Genomic DNA, 20,188 nt, shown 5'->3' on the forward strand with positions numbered 1-20,188 from the left:
CGCGGAGCGCCGAGCCGCACGGGCTTTGTCGCGACGGCGATGCGAAATTCTGCTACCGTCGCGACCAAGAGAGCCCAGAAGGAGCCTACCCATGAGCTGGATGCCCGACAACGATCCCGTGCTCGGCGATCCCAAATCCTGCGACGCGCTCGACCTCGTCATCGTGCCGCGCACGCGCGACCTCGGCGACGGCTTTGCGGTGCGCCGCGCGCTGCCGCATGGCAAGCGGCAGATGGTGGGGCCCTTCATCTTCTTCGATCATTTCGGCCCGGTGCAGTTCGTCTCCGGCAAGGGCATGGACGTGCGGCCGCATCCGCATATCGGGCTTGCCACCGTCACCTATCTGTTCGACGGTGCGATCATGCATCGCGACAGCGAGGGCAACGTCCAGGAGATCGCGCCCGGCGCGATGAATTTGATGACGGCCGGGCGCGGCATCGCGCATTCCGAGCGCACGCCGGACGCGCAGCGCGCCTCGGGCCAGAAGATGCTGGGCCTGCAAAGCTGGATCGCGTTGCCGGCGGGATCGGAAGAGATCGCACCCTCGTTCCAGCATTATGCCGCGGGCGATCTGCCGATGATTTCCGAGCGCGATTTCACCGCGCGGGTGATCGCGGGCTCGTCCTTCGGCATCGCCTCGCCGGTGTCGATGGTCTCGCCCTGGTTCTACACCGAGGTCACGGCCGCGGCAGGCGCGAGCGTGCCGCTCGACCCCGACCATGAGGAGCGCGCGATCTATCTCGTCGACGGCGAGGTCGAGATTGCGAGCGAACGCTATGAGGGGCCGCGGCTGCTGATCTTCCGGCCCGGCGACCGCATCACCGTGAAGGCGCTCAAAGCGACGCGGATGATGTTTCTCGGCGGCGATGCTTTGGAAGGCCCGCGCCACATCTGGTGGAATTTCGTCTCCTCCAGCAAGGAGCGGATCGAGCAGGCCAAGCAGGACTGGAAAACCGGCCGCTTTGCCCCGGTTCCGCAGGAACATGAGTTCATTCCACTACCGGAATAGGCTAATCCGGTCTCCGGCCGCGCCATTTGGTGCGTCCGGACTCCCGACGCCGCGCCTGCGAAAGATCTGCCGATGACCGCCATGCTCTCCAGCGACCTGCCCCTGACCAAGATCGGGCGCGGCAAGGTGCGTGATATCTATGCCGTCGACGATGACCGCCTGCTGCTGCTCACCACCGATCGCATCAGTGCCTTCGACGTCGTGATGGGTGAGACCATTCCGCTGAAGGGCGCGGTGCTGACGCAAATCAGTGCGTTCTGGTTTGGCAAGCTCGAAGGCGTGGTGCCGCATCACATGATCAGCGCCGACACCGACGAGATCATCGCGGCCGTGCCTGCGTTGGAGCCGCACCGTGCCGACATTCTCGGCCGCGCCATGCTGTGCAAGCGCACCACCGTGTTTCCGATCGAATGCGTGATCCGTGGCTATCTCTCGGGCTCGGCCTGGAAGGAATATGCGGCCTCAGGCACGCTCGCGGGCGAGAAGCTGAAGGCGGGCCTCGTCGAAAGCGAGAAGCTGGAGCCTGCGATCTTCAGCCCGGCGACCAAGGCCGAGACCGGTCACGACGAGAACATCACCATTGCCAAGATGCGCCAAGTGGTCGGCGACGAGGTCGCCTACACGCTGGAGAGCATGACGCGCGCGATCTACACGCTCGGCGAGGAGCTCGCCCGCGAGCAGGGCATCATCATCGCCGACACCAAGTTCGAGTTCGGCCGCGACAAGGACGGCCGCATCATCCTGATCGACGAGGTGATGACGCCGGATTCGTCGCGCTTCTGGGCGGTCGATGCCTTCAAGCCCGGCCAGCCGCAGGCGAGCTTCGACAAGCAACCCCTACGCGACTATCTCGATGTCGAGCGCCGCGCCGGCCGCTGGAACGGCGACGCCCCGCCGCCGCCGCTGCCGGCGAGCGTGGTGGAGGCGACCAGCAAGCGGTATCTGGAAGCGTATCGGCGGGTGACGGGGACGGAGCTGAAGCTTTAAGCCCGACAGTTGCCGCGCGCTCCGTCATTGCGAGCACGGCGAAGCAATCCAGACTGTCGCCGCGGAAATAGTCTGAATTGCTTCGCTACGCTCGCAATGACGTGGAGGGGTCCGTGCTCCTCGTCGTACCGGCGAACGCTGGGCATGAAGCCTCGCGTCAACCTCAACATGTGGTCCTGGACGAAAGGGGTTTGCGCGACCAAGCCCCATGATGAGGCAGTTGGCGTGACCCATTGCGGGGCGTTGGGACAATAGCTCCCGGCCCCCGGATGTATCGGTGTCAGTAAAGTCGCAGCCGCGGGAGCGGGAGGCGGCTTTCGAGCCTCCTCCCGCCGGTTAGACGCCCGCCATCATCACGTATTTGATCTCGACATATTCTTCCATGCCGTGACGCGAGCCTTCGCGCCCCAGGCCGCTTTCCTTGATGCCGCCGAAGGGCGCGACTTCCGTGGTGATCAGGCCGGTGTTGACGCCGACCATGCCTGATTCCAGCGCTTCGGCGACGCGCCAGACCCGGCCGAGATCGCGGGAGTAGAAGTAGGAGGCGAGACCGAACGGCGAGGCGTTGCACATCGCGATGACGTCGGCTTCGTCCTTGAAGCGGATGACAGGCGCGAGTGGACCGAAGGTCTCCTCCTGGGACACCAGCGAGTCCGGCTTGACATCGGCGAGCACGGTCGGCTCGAAGAAGGAGCGTCCGAGCTCGCTGCGCTTGCCGCCGGTCACGACCTTGGCACCGCGCTTCACGGCATCCGCGATGTGCCGCTCGACCTTGTCGACCGCCTTCATGTTGATCAGCGGCCCCTGCGTGACGCCGCTCTCGGTGCCGTCGCCGATCTTCATCGCCGCGACCTTCTTCGACAGCTTCTGAACGAACTCGTCGTAGATCTTGTCCTGAGCGTAGATGCGGTTGGCGCAGACGCAGGTCTGGCCCATGTTGCGATACTTCGAGACGATGGCGCCCTCGACCGCGGCGTCGATGTCCGCGTCGTCGAACACAACGAAGGGCGCGTTGCCACCGAGCTCGAGGCCGAGCCGCTTCACGCCCACGGAAGCCTGCTGATAGAGGATCTTGCCGACCGCGGTCGAGCCGGTGAAGCCGACGAAGCGAACCGCCGGATGCTCGCACAGCACCTTGCCGATCGGCGGCGCATCACCGGTGATGATGTTGAGCACGCCCTTGGGGATGCCGGCCTTCTCGGCGAGCACGGCGAGCGCCAGCGCCGACAGCGGGGTCTCGTTGGCGGGCTTGAGCACCACGGTGCAGCCGGCCGCCAGCGCCGGCGAGACTTTTCGCGTGATCATCGAGTTCGGGAAATTCCACGGCGTGATCGCGCCGCAGACGCCGATCGGCTGCTTGATCGCGAGCAGGCGCGCATCGGGGCGCTGGCTCGGAATGGTCTCGCCATAGACGCGGCGAGCCTCCTCGGCGAAGAACTCGATATAGGCGGCGCCGATGTCGACCTCACCGAGCGCCTCGGACAGCGGCTTGCCCTGCTCGGAGGTAAGGATCAGAGCGAGGTCCTCACGGTTGGCGGTGATGAGCTCGAACCATTTGCGCAGGATGTTGGAGCGCTGCTTGGCGGTGTGCTTGGCCCAGGCCGGAAAGGCGCGCTCGGCGGCTTCAACCGCTTTGGTGGTCTCGGCCGCACCAAGCTGCGGCACCTTTGCGAGCTCGACGCCAGTGGCGGGATTGTTCACCGCGAAGACCGGCGTACCGACCCAGGCGCCATCGATGTAGCAGGCCTCCTTCAGCAGCGAGGGGTCCTTGAGCCGATCGCGCAGGGTGGCGGTGGCTTGCGTGGCGCGGGCGGCGGCGGTCGGGGTCATGGCATTCTCCCTGAGGGCGATCGGATTGGCCCGGTATATAGGGACAGGCGCCGCACAATGCACCGCCGCGCAACGCACAGCTGATGGGAGCTAAACTCGGGGCGGCGAGTCCTTTACCTCTCCCAGCGGGGAGAGATTGGCATCGCGATCGCGGAAGCAATTACGCAGCGCCGCTCATATAGGTCTCACGCCGTCCGATCATGCGCTCGGCAGCCGCCTTCGCGGCGGCCCTCGAGGACGTTGCGCACGTCCGGTATTCGAGATCGGGAACGTCGGTGGTGTCGCGGCGGCCGAACCAGCTCTTCGAGCCGACCGGCAGCAGCGCCAGCGCCTGCGCCAGATTGTCGACCGCGCCGAAGGAATAGAGTGCGCCGGTGCCGGCAACACGCACCTCATAAATGCCGGGCGAGATCGGCGCCTCGAGGTTGTCGCCCCGTCCGGGACGGGGATAGCGCTTCCATTCGCTCCAGGTCGAAATCATTTGAGGTCCCCCGCGGCCGGGAGCCGGCCGCCAAATTTGCGTCGAGTCTTAACGTCGGCCGTCGATTGACCGAGTGATGAACGTCGCAACGCACAAAATGTTTCAGGTGCTTCCAACACGCGAAACATATCCCCGCGCCCCATCCATGGTCACGGCTCGTTGCGGTCATCCACCGCAGATTGTGATGGAGTGTTGCCGTCCAGCCGCCTTCTCGTCCTGCGTGGGGCGCGGCCCGTCAAGTCACGACATCGCGACCAGGGTGAAGGTTGAGGCGCTTGCCGCGCAGGACCTCCGGGAGGACAATCGATCACTTCCAACGATAATCAAACCGGAGGAAACGCGCATGCAAAGCCAGGCCCAGATCGACGCGATTCTGCGCAAGACCAGCGATGCCAAGGAGATTCCCGGCGTGGTCGCGATCGCCGCGAGCGGGAATGACGTGCTGTATCAGGGCGCGTTCGGCAAGCGCGACCTCTCCAAGCCCGAGGCGATGACGCTGGACAGCGTGTTCTGGATCGCCTCGATGACGAAGGCGGTGACAACGGCAGGCGCGATGCAGCTGGTCGAGCAGGGCAAGCTGTCGCTGGATGCGCCGATCGGCGAGTTGCTGCCCGATCTCGCCAAGCCGCAGGTGCTTGAAGGCTTTGACGCGAAGGGCGAGCCGAAGCTGCGCCCGGCCAGGGGCGCGATCACGCTGCGCCAGCTCATGACCCACACCGCCGGTTTTGCCTACAACGTGTGGAACGGCGATCTCGCGCTCTATCTGGAGAAGACCGGAACCCCGAACATCTTCTCCTGCCAGGACATCGCGCTGAAGACGCCGATCATGTCTGATCCGGGCACGCGCTGGGAATATGGCATCAACATCGACTTCGTCGGCAAGGCAGTGGAAGCCGTCAGCGGCAAGCGGCTCGATGCCTACTTGCGCGACAATCTCTTCACCCCGCTCGGCATGAGCGACACCGGCTTCAAGATCACCGACACCATGCGCCAGCGGCTGGTCGCCACCCATGCGCGCGGCGAGGATGGATCGCTGGCGCCGATCCCGTTCGAGATCGAGCAGAATCCGGAATTTTGCATGGGTGGCGGCGGCCTTTACGGCACGGCCGGCGACTACATCAAGTTCACCCAGATGATCCTCAACAAGGGCCGCGGCAACGGCAACCAGGTGCTGAAGCCCGAGACGGTCGCGCTGATGGGCCAGAATCACATCGGCGATCTCACCATTGGCAAGATGACGACGGTTGCGCCCATGTACACCAACGATGTCGATCTCTTCCCCGACATCGTGAAGAAGTGGGGGCTGTCCTTCCTGATCAATACCGCCAAGACGCCGGAAGGCCGCAGCGCCGGCAGCCTCGCCTGGGCCGGTCTCGCGAACACCTATTTCTGGATCGACCCTGCGCGCGATGTTTCCGGCGTGATCCTGATGCAGGTGCTGCCGTTCGTCGACGCCAAGTGCATCGAGGCCTTCACGGGATTCGAGCGTGGGGTCTATGCCGGACTCGATGCGGGGAGCGGGCAGAAGGCGGCGTGAGAGGCTGATCTCGCTACAGGAAAACTGTCATTCCCCGCCTTGTGCGCAATTGCGCACTGGAGCGGGGAATCCAGTACGCCGCGGCCGCACCGTATTCCATTGGCGTCTCTGAGATGCTGGATCGTCCGGTCAAGCCGGGCGATGACAGCGGAGGACGAGGCGCGCATCTGCATCCACATCGTCATTGCGAGCGTAGCGAAGCAATCCAGTCTGTCTCCGCGGAGGGATTCTGGACTGCTTCGCTTCGCTCGCAATGACGGCGGAGAGAGTGAGGACTAAACCGTCAGCCCGCGCTGGCCGGCGAGCTCTTTCAGCGACACAAGCGGGCGGGCGCCGATGTGCTGGATCACTTCGGCGGCCGCGAGTGCGCCGAGCTCGCCGCACTGCTTGTAGGCAAGATTGCGCGCGAGACCATAGAGGAAGCCGGCGGCGAAAAGGTCGCCGGCTCCAGTGGTGTCGACGACCTTGTCGACCGGAAAGGCGGGCGCTGCGACGGCGTCTTCCGACGACACCACCATGCAGCCCTTCTCGCTGCGGGTGACGACGCCGAGATTGACGTCGTTGCGCAGCTGCTTCAGCGCGGTGTCGAAATCCGAGGTCATGTAGAGCGAGTGCAGCTCGGACTCGTTGGCGAAGACGATGTCGACGGTGCCGCCCCGCATCAACGAGAGAAACTCGTCGCGATAGCGATCGACGCAGAAGGAATCCGACAGCGTCAGCGCCACCTTGCGCTTGGCATCATGCGCAATCTTGGCCGCCTTGACGAAAGCATCCTTGGCGTTCCTCGGGTCCCAGAGATAACCTTCGAGATAGACGATGCCGGCGGAAGCGATCTCGGCCGGATCGATATCGGCGGGCGACAGATCCTGCGCGGCGCCGAGGTAGGTGTTCATGGTGCGCTCGCCGTCATCGGTGACGAGGATGTAGGAGCAGCCGGTGGCGGGACCGTCGGTCGCGGGGGGCGTGTTGAAGGAGACGCCGGCGGCGCGGATGTCGTGGACATAGAGCTTGCCGATCTGGTCATCCTTGACCTTGCCGACATAGGCGGCGCTGGCGCCAAGGCTGCCGATGCCGACGATGGTGTTGGCGGCAGATCCCCCCGAGACTTCCGTGGCGGGCCCCATGTCCTCGTAAATGGCCGCAGCCCGCGCCTCGTCGATCAGCGACATGCTGCCCTTGGTCATGCCGTGCTTGGCCAAGAAGGCTTCGTCGGTCCTGACCAGCACGTCGAACAGCGCGTTGCCGATCCCGAGAACGTCATATTTCACGTCAGCCATTCACCTTGATCCTGTTTGGCGGATTGCGATCCCTGCGGAAATCCGCTTCCTGTCGGCCTGAATCCGGCTCGCGGCCTATCACGACCGGCCCTGCCCGGGCAAGCAACGGTATTATGTACGCTCGATGATCCGCTCCTTCCTGACAGTTTCGACGGGAACACTGGCCTCGCGGCTGCTCGGCTTTGCGCGCGATTCCATGATTGCCGCACTGCTGGGCACCGGCGCGGTGGCGGATGCGTTCCTGGCGGCGTTCCAGCTCGTCAACGTGGTGCGGCGGCTGCTCAGCGAGGGGGCACTGAATGCGGCGCTGATTCCGGCCTGGCTGCGCGTCCGTGACCGCGATGGCGAGCAGGCTGCATCTGCCTTCGCGGGCCGCGTGCTGGCAACGGTGAGCGCGGTCCTGATCGCGATCTCGGCCGTCATAGCGCTGGTGATGCCCCTGATCATCACGATCATCGCACCGGGCTTTCTCGGCAGCGGCACGCTCGATCTCGCCGTCGCGAACGCGCGGTTGATGCTGCCCTATCTCGCCTTCGCCGGGCCCGTCACGGTGCTGATGGGACTGCTCAACGCGCAGGGACGTTTTGCCCTCACCTCATTCTCGCCGCTGCTGTTCAATATCGCGTTGATCGCTGCGATCGCCGCGCTCCTCGTCGGACATACTGATGCGACCTTCGCGGCATGGATGCTGGCGGCCACCGTCGGCATCGCCGGCCTGCTGCAACTATTGATGCTGGTCTCGCAGCGCAGTGCGAATCTCGCGACACCGTTGCGCGTGAGCTTCGACGAGGAGATGCGCGGCTTCTTCGCCAGGGCCATTCCCGGCATGATCGCAAGCTCGGGGCCGCAATGGCTGATGGTCGCGGGCGCGATCATCGCGTCCGCCACGCCGTCCGCGGTGTCATGGCTCTATTTCGCCAACCGCCTGATCGAGCTGCCGCTCGGCATCGTTGGCGTCGCCATGGGTACGGTGCTGGTGCCGGAGCTGACGCGCGCCGTCACCAGCGGCGACCGCGAGGCGGTGGCGCAGGCGGAATCGCGGGCGCTGGAGCTTGCGACCGGGCTGGCGCTCCCGGCGACGCTCGGCCTCATCGTGCTGGCCGAGCCGATCGTGCGGCTGCTGTTCGAGCACGGCGCCTTCGGCGCGGACGACAGCACGGCAACTGCGCATGCGTTGATGTGGCTGGCGCTGGGCCTGCCGGCCCACGTGCTGATCAAGGCGCTGTCGCCGGCGTTCTATGCCCGCAGCGACACGATGACGCCGCTGCTCGCCACGGCCAAAGGCTTTGTGGTTGCGGTCGCGCTCGCCGTTCTGCTCGGCCATGTCTTCGGCGCCAGCGGGATCGCGGCGAGCATCGCGGCCGGCGCCTGGAGCAGCGCGATCTCGCTGCTCCGGAAGGGCACGAGCGAATTCGGCTTCTCGGTGGACCATGCCGCGCGAAAACGGCTGCCGCGGATCGTGCTCGCCGCGGCCGCCATGGGCGTCCTGCTCTGGTTGTCCGCGGATCTGATGCCTGCCGAAGCGCATGGCCTGATCCGCTTCATCGTGCTGGGCGTGCAGATCGGGGCCGGAATCGCGATCTATGGCCTGCTGCTGCAAACCCTCGGCGCCGCCTCCTGGCGCGAGGCGGCTGCCGCCTTGAGGCGGGCCACACATTAGAGCGTTCGCCGCCGCCCTTCACCTCTCGCATCGGGAGAGGTCGATTTGCGCAGCAAATCGGGTGAGGGGCTTGGTCCAACGATAGAATCTAACCCCTCACCCGCGCCTTCGGCGCGACCTCTCCCTATGGGGAGAGGTGGAATTACCCTTGACGGAGCAGCGCCGCTGTTGGAAACGACGGCCAAATAGCTTTGGGAAGGCTGACCATGCCATTCGTTGAACGGGTCTTTTCGGGCGTCCAGCCGACGGGCAATCTGCACCTCGGCAACTACCTCGGCGCCATCGTCAACTTCGTGAAGATGCAGGAAACCCACAACTGCATCTATTGCGTCGTCGACATGCACGCGATCACACAGGGCGTGGACGTCTGGGGCGGACCGGCCGAGCTCGCGCGCAACACCCGCGAGGTGACGGCGGCGTTCATCGCCGCGGGCATCGATCCGAAGAAGCACATCGTGTTCAACCAGAGCCAGGTCTCGGGACACGCCGAACTCGCCTGGATCTTCAACTGCGTCGCGCGCATGGGCTGGCTCGGCCGCATGACCCAGTTCAAGGAGAAGGCCGGCAAGGACCGCGAGAATGCCTCCGTGGGCCTGTTCGACTATCCCGTGCTGATGGCGGCCGACATCCTGCTGTACCGCGCGACCCACGTTCCCGTGGGCGAGGACCAGAAGCAGCATCTCGAGCTCTCGCGCGACATCGCGCAGAAGTTCAATAACGACTTCGGCGACTCCATTCGCGCGCAGGGCACCAATGACGGCCTGTTCTTCCCGCTGCCGGAACCCTTGATCACGGGCCCGGCGACGCGCGTGATGAGCCTGCGCGACGGTACCAAGAAGATGTCGAAATCGGATGCCTCCGACAATTCGCGCATCAACCTCACCGACGATGCCGACACCATCGCGCAGAAGATCCGCAAGGCGAAGACCGATCCGGAGCCGCTGCCGACGGAAGAGAAGGGCCTGGAAGCGCGCCCCGAGGCCGACAATCTCGTCGGCATCTTCGCCGCGCTCTCCGGCCGCTCCAAGCCCGACGTGCTGCGCGATTTCGGCGGCGGCCAGTTCTCCAGCTTCAAGAATGCGCTGGCGGAGCTGTGCGTGACAAAACTCGCGCCGATCGCCGGCGAGATGAAGCGCCTCGTCGCCGACCCCGGCGATATCGACACGATCCTGAACGAGGGTTCGGACCGGGCCCGCGCCATCGCCGACGAGACCATGAAGCTCTCGAAGGACATCGTCGGCTTCATCCGCCGGCGCTAGGGCGCGCTTCGCAAGAGCGGCCGGCGCCACGGCGCCGGCTCGTTCGCCTCTCCCAAACATTGCGGGAGTATGGCAGCATGCTACCCGTGCACATTCCGGGACATGCATGACCAGCAAGCGACTTTGCTTCGAGCCGGGTCACAAGCCCAAATGCCTCGTCGTCGTCGACGACAGCGCCGAATGGGATCGCGCGGTCTATTACGCCAGCCGCTGGGCGATCCGTGCCGGCGGCGGCGTCGTGATGCTGCGCATCATCGAGCCCGAGGAGCAGACGCAGGAATGGCTCGGGGTCGCCGACATCATGCGCGCCGAGGCGCAGGAGGCGGCGGAGGCCGCGCTCGACCGCGCCGCCGGGAGAGCCAACGGCATCGCCGCGATCACGCCGGAACGGGTGATCCGCGAAGGCGCCGCGATGGAACAGCTGCTGGCCGTGATCGACGAGGACCCTGATATCGCCATGCTGGTGCTCGCCGCCAATCCGGGGGCAGAGGGTCCGGGACCGCTGGTCTCGCTGCTCGCGCATGAGCTCGGCACGTTCCCGGTGCCGGTGACGATCATTTCGGGCGCGCTGAGCGACCAAAGCGTGGATTCGCTGTCGTAGCTCGCTCTTCACCTCGCCCCACTTGCAGGAGAGGTCGGATCGCGAAGCGATCCGGGTGAGGGGGAGCCTCCCCGCGTCCAACTTTCACCGTCCCCGCGGAGACTCCCCTCACCCCAACCTTCCCCCTGCAGGCGGGGCGAGGGGAAGGAAGCACCTAACCCGCTGACATAACAGCGAAACTGTCTGCCGCCCCCTTGACCGTGCGTTCCCCGTCGCCATCTGCTAGGTGATAGAGCACGCGCCGGCCTTGAACCGGCGACGTCTGGAGAAAACCATGTTCATTCAAACCGAAGCCACCCCCAATCCCGCCACGCTGAAATTCATTCCCGGCCGCGTCGTGGTCGACGGCAGCCCGATGGAATTTGCCAGCCGCGAATCGGCTGCGCGGTCGCCGCTGGCCGAGAAGCTGTTCGACGTGCCCGGCGTCACCGGCGTGTTCTACGGATCGGACTTCATCACCGTGACCAAGGCGAGCGGTGAATGGCAGCAGCTCAAGCCCGCGATTCTCGGCGCCATCATGGAGCACTACATGTCCGGTGCGCCGCTGCTCGCCGGCGGCGAGGCGCAGCGCGATGTCGATCTCGACGACGAGGACGAGTTCTTCGACGAGGCCGATGCCGAGACGGTCGACATGATCAAGGATCTGATCGAGACCCGCGTGCGGCCGGCGGTCGCCAATGACGGCGGCGACATCACCTTTCGCGGCTTCAAGGACGGCATCGTCTATCTCAACATGAAGGGCGCCTGCTCCGGCTGCCCGTCATCGACCGCGACGCTCCAGCACGGTATCCAGAACCTGCTCAAGCACTTCGTGCCCGACGTGGTCGAAGTCCGTCCGATGTGATCGATCAGCGAATGGCGAGTAGCGAATGGCGAATGGCATTCCGATCGGCTAGACTATTCGCCATTCACCACTCGCCATTCGCTCTTTCATGCTGATCCTTGCCATCGATACTGCGCTCGAGGCGTGCGCGGCGGCCGTGCTCGACACCGACGCCGACGAGCTCCTCGCACAAGAAACGCTGCTCATGAAGCGCGGTCACGCCGAGGCCCTGATGCCGATGATCGCGCGCGTGATGCAGTCAGCCAATCTCGCCTTCACCTCGCTCGATCGCATCGCCGTCACGGTCGGCCCCGGCAGCTTCACCGGCCTGCGCGTCGGCATCTCGGCAGCACGCGGCCTTGCGCTTGCGGCGAAACGGCCGGCGGTCGGGCTGACGACGCTGTCGGCCTATGCCGCCACCATCGTCGGCCAGAGCGGCACGGTGCCGGTGATCTCCGCGATCGATGCGCGGCATGATCACGTCTATTTCCAGATCGTCGCCGGCGACGGTAGCCAATTGGTGCGGCCGGGTATCGCGCCCGTCGATGATGCGATCGCAGCCTCGCAATTCGGCGCGCCGCATCTGGTCGGCAATGCCGCAAACATTCTCGCCGATCGCTGGCCGAAGGATCTGCCGCCTCCGGTCGCGGTCGACGCGCAGCCCGCGCCCGACATCGCCTGGGTCGCTTGGCTCGGCGCCGCCGCCGACCCCGAGACGACCGCGGCGCGGCCGTTCTATCTGAAGGCGCCCGACGCAAAACCGGCCGCAACGCCGTCGCTCGCACAAGCCGCGAGCTCATGATGGGATGGCTGTCGGAATGGTGGCGCGGCGGCGCGGCAGCCGTCGAGCCGGTTTCCTTGCGCGACGCCGCACGGCTGGCGCAGCTTCATGGCGCCTCCTTCGCGCATGGCTGGGGCGAAAGCGAGTTCGAGAGCATGATCAGCGAGCGCAACACGCTCGTGCATCGGTTACGCCTCGGCCGCAAGATCATCGGCTTTGCCGTCTCGCGGATCGGCGCGGACGAGGCGGAGATCCTCTCGGTCGCGGTCGACCCGGCCTATCGCGGCCGCGGCCTGTCTCGCACGCTGCTGATGACCCATCTCGGCCATCTCGCGGGGCGCGGCGTGCGCACGATATTTCTCGAAGTTGAGGAAAATAACCAGCCGGCGCGGCGACTCTACGACCGGGCCGGATTCATGGTGGTCGGACGCCGCGAACGCTACTATAAGCAGCCGAACGGGGAACAATTGAACGCCCTTCTGATGCGACGTGACTTGTCGTAACATTCGATGGCAGAAAGCGCCCCGTCAGGCAGACAAATCATGACCGCACTGAAACCTTCTTCCGCATCCAAGGCGTCCGGCATCGAGGCGCGCTGTGCCGCCACCGGCATGCGCATGACCGAGCAGCGCCGCGTCATCGCCCGCGTGCTCGCGGAGGCGGTCGATCATCCCGATGTGGAGGAATTGTACCGGCGCTGCGTTGCCGTCGACGACAAGATCTCGATCTCGACCGTGTATCGCACCGTCAAGCTGTTCGAGGACGCTGGTATCATCGAACGCCATGATTTTCGCGAGGGACGTGCGCGCTATGAGACGATGCGCGACAGCCACCACGATCACCTCATCAATCTGCGCGACGGCAAGGTGATCGAGTTCACCTCCGAAGAGATCGAGAAGCTGCAGGCGGAGATCGCCCGCAAGCTCGGCTACAAGCTGGTCGATCACCGGCTCGAGCTCTATTGCGTCCCGCTCGACGACGACAAGCCCACGAATTGATGAACGGATCTTTCGGCGAGCTCTCTTCACCTCTCCCGTTGGCGAGAGGTCGATTTGCGAAGCAAATCGGGTGAGGGGACTCAGGTCCCCGAGAGAGCTGATCCCCTCACCCCGCGCTTCGCGCCAGATCATTTCAAGCTCACCGCAAACTGAATGCCCATCGATCTCATCATCTTCGATTGCGACGGCGTGCTGGTGGACAGCGAGGTGATCTCCTGCCGCGCGCATGCCGACGTGCTGACCCGGCACGGCTACCCGATCACGTCGGAGCAGGTGTTGGTCCGCTTTCTCGGGGTGTCGGAGAAGGACGCGCGGCGGATGGTCGAACAGGAAATCGGCCGCAGTCTTCCCGACGATCTGGAAAGCCAAGTCAATGCCGCCACGCTGCAATTCTACGCCAGCGATCTGCAGCCGATCACCCATGTCGCCGCGGCGATCGCCGCGATCGATTTGCCGAGATGCGTGGCATCGAGCGGCACGCCGGACAAGATCCATCACGGCCTGACCTGCGCCGGGCTCCACGACCTGCTCGCCCCTCACATCTTTTCGGCGAGCCAGGTCGCGCGCGGCAAGCCCGCGCCCGATCTGTTCCTATTCGCCGCCGCGCAGATGCAGGTCGCGCCTGAACGGTGCCTCGTGATCGAGGACAGCGTTCCCGGGGTGACCGGCGCGCACGCCGCCGGGATGACCGTGCTGGGCTTTCACGGCGGCAGCCACTGCCCGCCGGGCCATGCCGAAAGGCTGCGGTCTGCCGGCGCCGCACTGACCTTCGACGATATGCGGCAATTGCCCGAACTGGTGCGGCGGGTCGAGACGGATGCTCTCGCGGGCTAGCCCCTGGCCGTCATTCCGGGCGATGCGCAGCGTTGAACCCGGGAATCTCGCCTAAAAACGTCCGGATTCCGGGTTCGCTCGCGCGCGAGCGCGCCGGAATGACCGTATGGCCGCCCATTCGCTGGATTTTCGCCCCTCCAGCCTATATCTCAGGGCCGTCCTCCACCGCCATTTTCGGGTTCCATGACGCCGCCGCGCAAGCTGCACATCAAATCATATGGCTGCCAGATGAACGTCTACGATGCCCAGCGCATGGTGGATACGCTGGCTCCGGAAGGATTCGTGGAGACGGCGAGCGCCGAGGATGCCGATCTCGTCATCCTCAACACCTGCCATATCCGCGAGAAAGCCTCCGAGAAGGTCTATTCCGAGCTCGGCCGGCTGCGTATCGCCAAGGACGAGGCCGCGCGCGGGGGCCGCGCGATGCAGATCGCGGTTGCCGGCTGCGTGGCGCAGGCCGAGGGCGAGGAGATCGTGCGCCGGGCGCCGGTCGTCGATGTCGTGGTCGGACCGCAGAGCTATCATCACCTGCCGGAGCTGTTGAAGCGCGCCGGCAACGAAGGCCGCGCGATCGAGACAGAATTCCCGGCCGAGGACAAGTTCGGCTTCCTGGCCCAGCCGAAGCCCGATGCGATCCGCGCGCGAGGCATTTCCGCCTTCGTCACGGTGCAGGAGGGCTGCGACAAGTTCTGCACCTTCTGCGTCGTGCCCTATACGCGGGGCTCGGAAGTCTCGCGCCCCGTGGCGAAGATCGTCGACGACGTGAAGCGGCTCGCCGACAACGGCGTGCGCGAGGTCACGCTGATCGGGCAGAACGTCAACGCCTATCACGGCGAGGGCCCGGACGGAAAAACCTGGCCGCTCGGCCGGTTGCTCGAACATCTGGCGACAATTCCGGGGATCGCGCGGCTGCGCTATTCGACCAGCCACCCCCGCGACGTCGATGACAGCCTGATTGCAGCCCATCGCGATCTCGGTGCCCTGATGCCGTTCGTGCACCTGCCGGTGCAGTCGGGCTCGGACCGGATTCTCGCCGCCATGAACCGGAAACATACCGCCGATGATTATCGGCGTGTCATCGACCGTTTCCGTACCGCTCGCCAAGACATTGCTTTTTCATCAGATTTCATCGTCGGCTTCCCCGGCGAAAGCGAGCAAGATTTTCTTGCCACTCTCGCGCTTGTCACGCAAATCGGCTACGCTGCGGCGTATTCGTTCAAATACTCCGCCCGGCCGGGAACGCCGGCCGCGGACATGCAGGAGACGGTGTCCCCCGCCGAGATGGACCAGCGATTGGAGCGGCTCCAGGAACTGATCGACAGTCAGCAATCGGCCTTCAACAAGGCCGCGATTGGCTCGACGGTCGACGTGCTGTTCGAGCGTCCGGCGCGCAAGGACGGCCAGATCGTCGGCCGCACCGCTTTTCTCCAGCCCGCCCATGTGATGGCCTCGCCCGACATCATCGGACAAATCCTGCCGGTGCGGATCGACAGCCTCGAGCGCTACAGCTTCCTCGGCGAGCTCGCGACACCGCGCACCGCGCGCGAGCCCGCTTTATCGCAAGCCACTGGAGCCTGAACCCTTGCCAAAAAGCGCATCGGATTCGTCTTCTATCGCTCCCAGCCGCAAATTTGATCGCGACATGCAAGTTCCGCCCGAGACCCAGGTCGTCATCGATTTCGACGACAACCGCGCCGCTTCCGCCCTGGTCGGCCCTTACGGCCAGCACCTCGCGCAGATCGAACGGCGGCTCGGCGTCGTCGTCGATTCCAAGGGCAACCACATCACCATCGGCGGCACGCGCGACGGCTGCGACGCCGCGCGCCGCGTGCTGGAGATGCTCTACGCGCAGGCCCTGAAGGGACAGGACCTCGACCAGGGCGAGGTCGAAGGCTCGATCCGCGCCGTGATCGCGCAGGGCTCGCTGTTCGAGTTCGATGCCAAGTCGGCCAAATCGACCTTCGACAGCATCAACCTGCGCAAGCGGCCGGTGCGCGCACGCACCGCCGCGCAGGACTCCTACATCCGCGCGCTGAAGCGCCACGAGCTGGTGTTCGGCATCGGCCCCGCGGGTACCGGCAAGACCTGGCTCGCGGTCGCGCATGCCGCGCAGCTGTTCGAGCGCAAGGAGGTCGACAAGATCATCCTGTCGCGCCCGGCGGTGGAAGCCGGCGAGCGGCTCGGCTTCCTGCCCGGCGATCTCCGCGAGAAGGTCGATCCGTATCTCCGCCCGATCTACGACGCGCTTTACGATCTCATGGACGCGCGCATCGTCGAGCGCGCACTGCAGACCGGCGAGATCGAGATCGCGCCGCTCGCCTTCATGCGCGGCCGCACGCTCACCAACGCCGCCATCATCCTGGACGAGGCGCAGAACACCACGTCGATGCAGATGAAGATGTTCCTGACGCGTCTCGGCGAGAACAGCCGCATGATCGTGACAGGCGACCCCTCGCAGATCGACTTGCCGAACGGCCAGACCTCGGGTCTTGCCGAGGCAACGCGCCTGTTGAGCGGCGTCGAAGGCATTGCCCAAGTTCATTTCAAAGCCGAGGACGTGATCCGCCATGAGCTCGTGGCGCGGATCGTCGCCGCCTATGAAGGTTCGCCGCAGCGGCCGGCCACCGATAAATCCTGACGGGACAACAGCCGGACCAGACGGGCGCGAACGCGGCGCCTGATCGTTCCGAACAAAGACAATGTCACATCCGAACCTTCCCATGACCGAGGTCCTCGTCGTTGCCGATTGCTGGCAGCGCGAGCCCGATTCCGAAGCCGTGATCCAGCGCGCGGTTGCCGCCGCCGCCGAGAGCGTCGAGGAAGATGTTGCCGACGCGGAAGTGGCGGTGATGCTGACCGATGATGCCGGCATCCGCACCCTCAACAGCAACTGGCGCGGCATCGACAAGCCAACCAACGTGCTGTCGTTTCCCGCGCTCCAGCCGGAAGGCGAATGGAAGGAAGGCGATGCGCCGCGCATGCTCGGCGACATCGCGATCGCCTACGAGACAATGCGGCGCGAGGCCGACGAGGAACACAAGCCGTTCGAGCATCATTTGAGCCATCTCGCCGTGCACGGCTTCCTGCACCTGATCGGCTACGACCACGAGAACGACGACGACGCCGAGGAGATGGAAGCGCTGGAAACCGAGATCCTCGCCCATCTCGGCATCCCCGACCCCTATGCCGACCGCCCGGGGACGCACTGAGATGCCGGATTCCGAGCCAACCCACGACAATTCGCGCAACACGCCCAATCTGCCGGCCGTAGTGACCCCTGGCGAGGTGCTGCGTCCCACTGCGGAAAGCTGGTTGCTGCGCGCCATCCGCACGCTGTTCGGCTGGAAGGCGGGATCGGTGCGCGACGATCTCCAGGTCGTGCTCGACGCCACGACGCCCGACGACACCGGCTTCTCCGCCGTCGAGCGCACCATGCTGCGCAACATCCTCGGGCTGCACGAGCGCCGCATCGCCGACGTCATGGTGCATCGCGCCGACATCATCGCGGTGAAGCGCGACATCCCGCTCGGCGAACTGATGGACCGCTTCGAGAGCGCCGGCCATTCCCGCCTCGTGGTCTACAACGAGACGCTCGACGATCCCGTCGGCATCGTCCACATCCGCGATCTGCTCGCTTTCATGACCGTGCGGGCGCGGGTGTCGGAGGCCACCAAGACCAAGCGCAAGAAGCCGCTGCCGGCCGGCCTCGATCTGCGCGCGGTCGACCTTGCGATGCCGCTCGAGGACGCCCGCATCATCCGCAAGCTGCTCTACGTGCCGCCGTCGATGCGGGCGATCGACCTCCTCGCGCAGATGCAGGCGACCCGCATCCACCTCGCGCTGGTGGTCGACGAATATGGCGGCAGTGACGGGCTGGTCTCGATCGAGGACATCGTCGAGCAGATCGTCGGCGAGATCGACGACGAGCACGACAGCGACGAGCCGCCCTCGATCGTGCGCCTGCCTGACAACGCCTTCATCGCCGACGCCCGCGCCAGCCTCGACGACGTCCGCACCGTGATCGGCGCGGACTTCGTCACCGGCGAGGCCGGCGAGGAGGTCGAGACGCTCGGCGGCTATCTCGTCAGCTTCGTCGGACGCCTGCCGGTGCGCGGCGAGGTGATCTCGGGGCCCGGCAATTACGAGGTCGAGGTGCTCGATGCCGATCCGCGCCGCGTCAAGCGGCTGCGCATCTCGACGCGGAAGGAACGTCCCGCGCCGCGCACCCAGCGCGAGAGCCGCCGCCGCGAGGCCGCGCCGGACAGCAGCCCGCCGCCGGCCAGTGACACGCCGACCCCGCCGCCGAGCGAGGGGACCGGCCCGCGGTGAGCGCGTTGCAGCGACTTCGGCAGATCGCGCTTGCCATCATCCTCACCTGGGGCTGGAAGCGCGCCGTCATCGCCATGGCAGCCGGCGCGCTGTCGGTGCTGGCGTTGGCTCCGTTCAACCTCTTCCCGGTGCTGTTCATCACCTTCCCGGTGCTGGTCTGGCTGATCGACGGCGCCGGCGGCGGACGTTATGGCGGCGTCCCCGCCGCGGCGCTGACCGGCTACTGGTTCGGGCTCGGCTATTTCGTGCCCGGCCTCTACTGGATCGGCTACGCCTTCTTCGTCGACGCCGACATCTTCGCCTGGCTGACGCCGTTCGCCGTGCTGGGCCTGCCGGCCTATCTCTCCATCTTCACGGCGATCGGATTAGCGCTGGCGCGCCTGCTCTGGACCAAGAACGCCACGCGCGTGCTTGCGCTCGCGGCAAGCCTCACCATCGCCGAATGGCTGCGGGGCCATGCGCTGACCGGCTTTCCCTGGAACGCGTTCGGCTATGCACTGTCCGAGCCGCTGCCGCTGGCGCAGACGGCCTCGCTGATCGGCCTATGGGGCATGACCTTCCTGACGGTTGCGATCTTTGCGAGCCCGGCGACGCTGATCGACCGCACGCCCGATCGCAGCATTGCGTGGCGCGGACCGGCGGCGGCAATCGCGCTTCTGACCGTCATGGGCATCTTCGGCGCGATCCGCCTGTCGCTGCACCCGACCACGATGGTCGCTGGCGCCAAGCTGCGCCTGATGCAACCGAACCTGCAGCAGGACGCGAAGTTCAACTACGCAGCCAAGGCCGAGGTGATGAAGAAATACCTCGCGCTGTCGGACCGCGCCTCCGGACCGCAATCGACGGGCGTGCGCGATGCCACCATCCTGATCTGGCCGGAATCCGCCTTCCCGTTCTTCCTGACCCGCGAAGCCGACGCGATGGCTGAGATCGCCGAGCTGTTGCCGAAGGGCACGGTGCTGATCACGGGTTCGGTGCGCGCGCCCGACCTGCCGCGGGGGACGCCGATCACGCGCGCCTACAATTCGATCTACGTCATCGATCACGACGGCAGCGTGCTCTCGGTTTACGACAAGCTGCACCTCGTGCCGTTCGGCGAGTTTCTTCCCTATCAGGAGTTGATGGAGAAGCTCGGTTTCGAGCAGCTGACGCGTGTGCGCGGCGGCTTCATCGCCGGCAGCGGGCGGCATGCGCTGCCGGTCCCCACCGCGCCATCGGCACTGCCGCTGATCTGCTATGAGGCCATCTTTCCCGGTGAGGTGGCAGGACGCAACGAACGTCCGGGCTGGATCGTGAACCTCACCAATGATGGCTGGTTCGGCATCTCGACCGGCCCCTATCAGCATCTGGAGCAGGCGCGAATGCGCGCGATCGAGCTCGGATTGCCGCTGGTCCGCTCCGCCAATACAGGCATCTCGGCGGTGATCGATCCGGTCGGACGAACCGTCGCCAGCCTCGGTCTCGGCATCGAAGGCATTTTGGACGCAAACCTGCCCGCAGCAATCCCCCCGACAGTCTACGCGCGGCTGGGCGATGTGCCCGCAGCCACCCTCGTCGCGCTCGGCGTGATACTCGCCGTCCGTCGGCGTGTTGCCAAACGGCACCCCCGATCGCACCGCGGCGAGCGAGGCGGCCGGAATCCTTTGACAACCGTAGTCCCACGGTTGACAGATTGCACGCGGGTTCCTCATTCTGCATCCGCTGCGAAAGACAGCGGGCGTTGCTAAATTTCTCCGCAATGTTTCCCAATAACAGGGTTTGATTTTTACGTTGCTGGCACCT

19 protein-coding genes are annotated in these 20,188 nt (G+C 65.5%); 16 read left to right on the forward strand and 3 right to left on the reverse strand.

What is annotated here, in order from left to right; all coding sequences use genetic code 11:
- The first annotated feature begins 91 nt into the window (after positions 1 to 91).
- Entirely contained in the window at positions 92 to 1,009 is a 918-nt protein-coding gene (locus ACNJYB_RS00060) for a pirin family protein (RefSeq protein ID WP_439372106.1), read from the forward strand.
- Between the two features lie 72 nt (positions 1,010 to 1,081).
- Positions 1,082 to 1,996: a phosphoribosylaminoimidazolesuccinocarboxamide synthase gene (locus tag ACNJYB_RS00065; RefSeq protein ID WP_439372108.1), complete on the forward strand. Its 915-nt coding sequence runs from the start codon at positions 1,082 to 1,084 to the stop codon at positions 1,994 to 1,996.
- A 336-nt stretch (positions 1,997 to 2,332) separates the two neighbouring features.
- Here the strand turns inward: ACNJYB_RS00065 and ACNJYB_RS00070 are convergent, their stop codons facing one another.
- Together ACNJYB_RS00070 and ACNJYB_RS00075 are read right to left on the reverse strand one after the other, a co-directional pair.
- Positions 2,333 to 3,826: an NAD-dependent succinate-semialdehyde dehydrogenase gene (locus ACNJYB_RS00070; RefSeq protein ID WP_439372110.1), complete on the reverse strand. Its 1,494-nt coding sequence runs from the start codon at positions 3,824 to 3,826 to the stop codon at positions 2,333 to 2,335.
- A 160-nt stretch (positions 3,827 to 3,986) separates the two neighbouring features.
- Positions 3,987 to 4,307, reverse strand: a complete 321-nt coding sequence (locus ACNJYB_RS00075) for a hypothetical protein (protein ID WP_439372111.1) — start codon at positions 4,305 to 4,307, stop codon at positions 3,987 to 3,989.
- A 343-nt stretch (positions 4,308 to 4,650) separates the two neighbouring features.
- On the opposite strand from ACNJYB_RS00075, the gene ACNJYB_RS00080 reads away from it, so the two are divergent.
- Positions 4,651 to 5,844 carry a serine hydrolase domain-containing protein gene (locus ACNJYB_RS00080; protein ID WP_439372113.1) on the forward strand — a complete coding sequence of 398 codons (1,194 nt, stop codon included), beginning with the start codon at positions 4,651 to 4,653 and terminating at the stop codon, positions 5,842 to 5,844.
- A gap of 275 nt (positions 5,845 to 6,119) precedes the next feature.
- On the opposite strand, the gene ACNJYB_RS00085 is transcribed toward ACNJYB_RS00080, so the two are convergent.
- Positions 6,120 to 7,121, reverse strand: a complete 1,002-nt coding sequence (locus tag ACNJYB_RS00085) for an adenosine kinase (protein WP_439372115.1) — start codon at positions 7,119 to 7,121, stop codon at positions 6,120 to 6,122.
- A gap of 124 nt (positions 7,122 to 7,245) precedes the next feature.
- Here ACNJYB_RS00085 and murJ point away from each other — a divergent pair, with 124 nt between their 5' ends.
- The 13 genes from murJ to lnt all read left to right on the forward strand — a co-directional run bounded on the left by murJ (position 7,246) and on the right by lnt (position 20,133).
- Positions 7,246 to 8,781, forward strand: coding sequence for a murein biosynthesis integral membrane protein MurJ (gene murJ / locus ACNJYB_RS00090; RefSeq protein ID WP_439372116.1), 1,536 nt, complete (start codon positions 7,246 to 7,248; stop codon positions 8,779 to 8,781).
- A gap of 206 nt (positions 8,782 to 8,987) precedes the next feature.
- Positions 8,988 to 10,040 (forward strand): tryptophan--tRNA ligase, encoded by a 1,053-nt coding sequence (gene trpS, locus ACNJYB_RS00095; protein ID WP_439372118.1) that lies wholly within the window; start codon positions 8,988 to 8,990, stop codon positions 10,038 to 10,040.
- Positions 10,041 to 10,146: 106 nt separating this feature from the next.
- Positions 10,147 to 10,641, forward strand: coding sequence for a universal stress protein (locus tag ACNJYB_RS00100; RefSeq protein ID WP_183248316.1), 495 nt, complete (start codon positions 10,147 to 10,149; stop codon positions 10,639 to 10,641).
- A gap of 274 nt (positions 10,642 to 10,915) precedes the next feature.
- Positions 10,916 to 11,485 carry a NifU family protein gene (locus ACNJYB_RS00105; protein WP_439372120.1) on the forward strand — a complete coding sequence of 190 codons (570 nt, stop codon included), beginning with the start codon at positions 10,916 to 10,918 and terminating at the stop codon, positions 11,483 to 11,485.
- 88 nt (positions 11,486 to 11,573) lie between these two features.
- Positions 11,574 to 12,266, forward strand: a complete 693-nt coding sequence (gene tsaB / locus ACNJYB_RS00110; RefSeq protein WP_439372122.1) for a tRNA (adenosine(37)-N6)-threonylcarbamoyltransferase complex dimerization subunit type 1 TsaB — start codon at positions 11,574 to 11,576, stop codon at positions 12,264 to 12,266.
- A complete protein-coding gene (gene rimI, locus ACNJYB_RS00115; protein WP_439372123.1) occupies positions 12,263 to 12,748 on the forward strand; it encodes a ribosomal protein S18-alanine N-acetyltransferase in 486 nt (161 codons plus the stop codon). The genes tsaB and rimI overlap by 4 nt, the downstream gene beginning before the upstream one ends.
- 39 nt (positions 12,749 to 12,787) lie before the next feature.
- Positions 12,788 to 13,243, forward strand: coding sequence for a Fur family transcriptional regulator (locus ACNJYB_RS00120; protein ID WP_060909534.1), 456 nt, complete (start codon positions 12,788 to 12,790; stop codon positions 13,241 to 13,243).
- A gap of 153 nt (positions 13,244 to 13,396) precedes the next feature.
- Complete coding sequence (locus ACNJYB_RS00125) at positions 13,397 to 14,077, forward strand: HAD family hydrolase (RefSeq protein WP_439372125.1); 681 nt, start codon at positions 13,397 to 13,399, stop codon at positions 14,075 to 14,077.
- Positions 14,078 to 14,260: 183 nt separating this feature from the next.
- Positions 14,261 to 15,655, forward strand: a complete 1,395-nt coding sequence (gene miaB, locus ACNJYB_RS00130) for a tRNA (N6-isopentenyl adenosine(37)-C2)-methylthiotransferase MiaB (protein ID WP_439372127.1) — start codon at positions 14,261 to 14,263, stop codon at positions 15,653 to 15,655.
- A 64-nt stretch (positions 15,656 to 15,719) separates the two neighbouring features.
- On the forward strand, positions 15,720 to 16,715 hold the full coding sequence (locus tag ACNJYB_RS00135; protein ID WP_439372129.1) for a PhoH family protein: 996 nt from the start codon (positions 15,720 to 15,722) through the stop codon (positions 16,713 to 16,715).
- Between the two features lie 82 nt (positions 16,716 to 16,797).
- Complete coding sequence (ybeY, locus tag ACNJYB_RS00140) at positions 16,798 to 17,286, forward strand: rRNA maturation RNase YbeY (RefSeq protein WP_439372130.1); 489 nt, start codon at positions 16,798 to 16,800, stop codon at positions 17,284 to 17,286.
- 1 nt (position 17,287) lies between these two features.
- A complete protein-coding gene (locus tag ACNJYB_RS00145; protein WP_439372132.1) occupies positions 17,288 to 18,406 on the forward strand; it encodes a hemolysin family protein in 1,119 nt (372 codons plus the stop codon).
- The gene (gene lnt / locus ACNJYB_RS00150) at positions 18,403 to 20,133 is read left to right on the forward strand and encodes an apolipoprotein N-acyltransferase (protein WP_439372133.1); all 1,731 of its coding nucleotides are present in this window, start codon (positions 18,403 to 18,405) and stop codon (positions 20,131 to 20,133) included. The genes ACNJYB_RS00145 and lnt overlap by 4 nt, the downstream gene beginning before the upstream one ends.
- Positions 20,134 to 20,188 lie beyond the last annotated feature (55 nt).

The organism is Bradyrhizobium sp. SMVTL-02 (assembly GCF_051853005.1).
Classification (GTDB): Bacteria; Pseudomonadota; Alphaproteobacteria; order Rhizobiales; family Xanthobacteraceae; genus Bradyrhizobium.

Bases quoted from the DNA above. Each gene is read 5' to 3' on its own strand.
- ACNJYB_RS00060 (WP_439372106.1), top strand. From the start codon at position 92: ATGAGCTGGATGCCCGACAACGATCCCGTGCTCGGCGATCCCAAATCC.
- ACNJYB_RS00065 (WP_439372108.1), top strand. From the start codon at position 1,082: ATGACCGCCATGCTCTCCAGCGACCTGCCCCTGACCAAGATCGGGCGC.
- ACNJYB_RS00070 (WP_439372110.1), bottom strand. From the start codon at position 3,826: ATGACCCCGACCGCCGCCGCCCGCGCCACGCAAGCCACCGCCACCCTG.
- ACNJYB_RS00075 (WP_439372111.1), bottom strand. From the start codon at position 4,307: ATGATTTCGACCTGGAGCGAATGGAAGCGCTATCCCCGTCCCGGACGG.
- ACNJYB_RS00080 (WP_439372113.1), top strand. From the start codon at position 4,651: ATGCAAAGCCAGGCCCAGATCGACGCGATTCTGCGCAAGACCAGCGAT.
- ACNJYB_RS00085 (WP_439372115.1), bottom strand. From the start codon at position 7,121: ATGGCTGACGTGAAATATGACGTTCTCGGGATCGGCAACGCGCTGTTC.
- murJ (WP_439372116.1), top strand. From the start codon at position 7,246: ATGATCCGCTCCTTCCTGACAGTTTCGACGGGAACACTGGCCTCGCGG.
- trpS (WP_439372118.1), top strand. From the start codon at position 8,988: ATGCCATTCGTTGAACGGGTCTTTTCGGGCGTCCAGCCGACGGGCAAT.
- ACNJYB_RS00100 (WP_183248316.1), top strand. From the start codon at position 10,147: ATGACCAGCAAGCGACTTTGCTTCGAGCCGGGTCACAAGCCCAAATGC.
- ACNJYB_RS00105 (WP_439372120.1), top strand. From the start codon at position 10,916: ATGTTCATTCAAACCGAAGCCACCCCCAATCCCGCCACGCTGAAATTC.
- tsaB (WP_439372122.1), top strand. From the start codon at position 11,574: ATGCTGATCCTTGCCATCGATACTGCGCTCGAGGCGTGCGCGGCGGCC.
- rimI (WP_439372123.1), top strand. From the start codon at position 12,263: ATGATGGGATGGCTGTCGGAATGGTGGCGCGGCGGCGCGGCAGCCGTC.
- ACNJYB_RS00120 (WP_060909534.1), top strand. From the start codon at position 12,788: ATGACCGCACTGAAACCTTCTTCCGCATCCAAGGCGTCCGGCATCGAG.
- ACNJYB_RS00125 (WP_439372125.1), top strand. From the start codon at position 13,397: ATGCCCATCGATCTCATCATCTTCGATTGCGACGGCGTGCTGGTGGAC.
- miaB (WP_439372127.1), top strand. From the start codon at position 14,261: ATGACGCCGCCGCGCAAGCTGCACATCAAATCATATGGCTGCCAGATG.
- ACNJYB_RS00135 (WP_439372129.1), top strand. From the start codon at position 15,720: ATGCAAGTTCCGCCCGAGACCCAGGTCGTCATCGATTTCGACGACAAC.
- ybeY (WP_439372130.1), top strand. From the start codon at position 16,798: ATGACCGAGGTCCTCGTCGTTGCCGATTGCTGGCAGCGCGAGCCCGAT.
- ACNJYB_RS00145 (WP_439372132.1), top strand. From the start codon at position 17,288: ATGCCGGATTCCGAGCCAACCCACGACAATTCGCGCAACACGCCCAAT.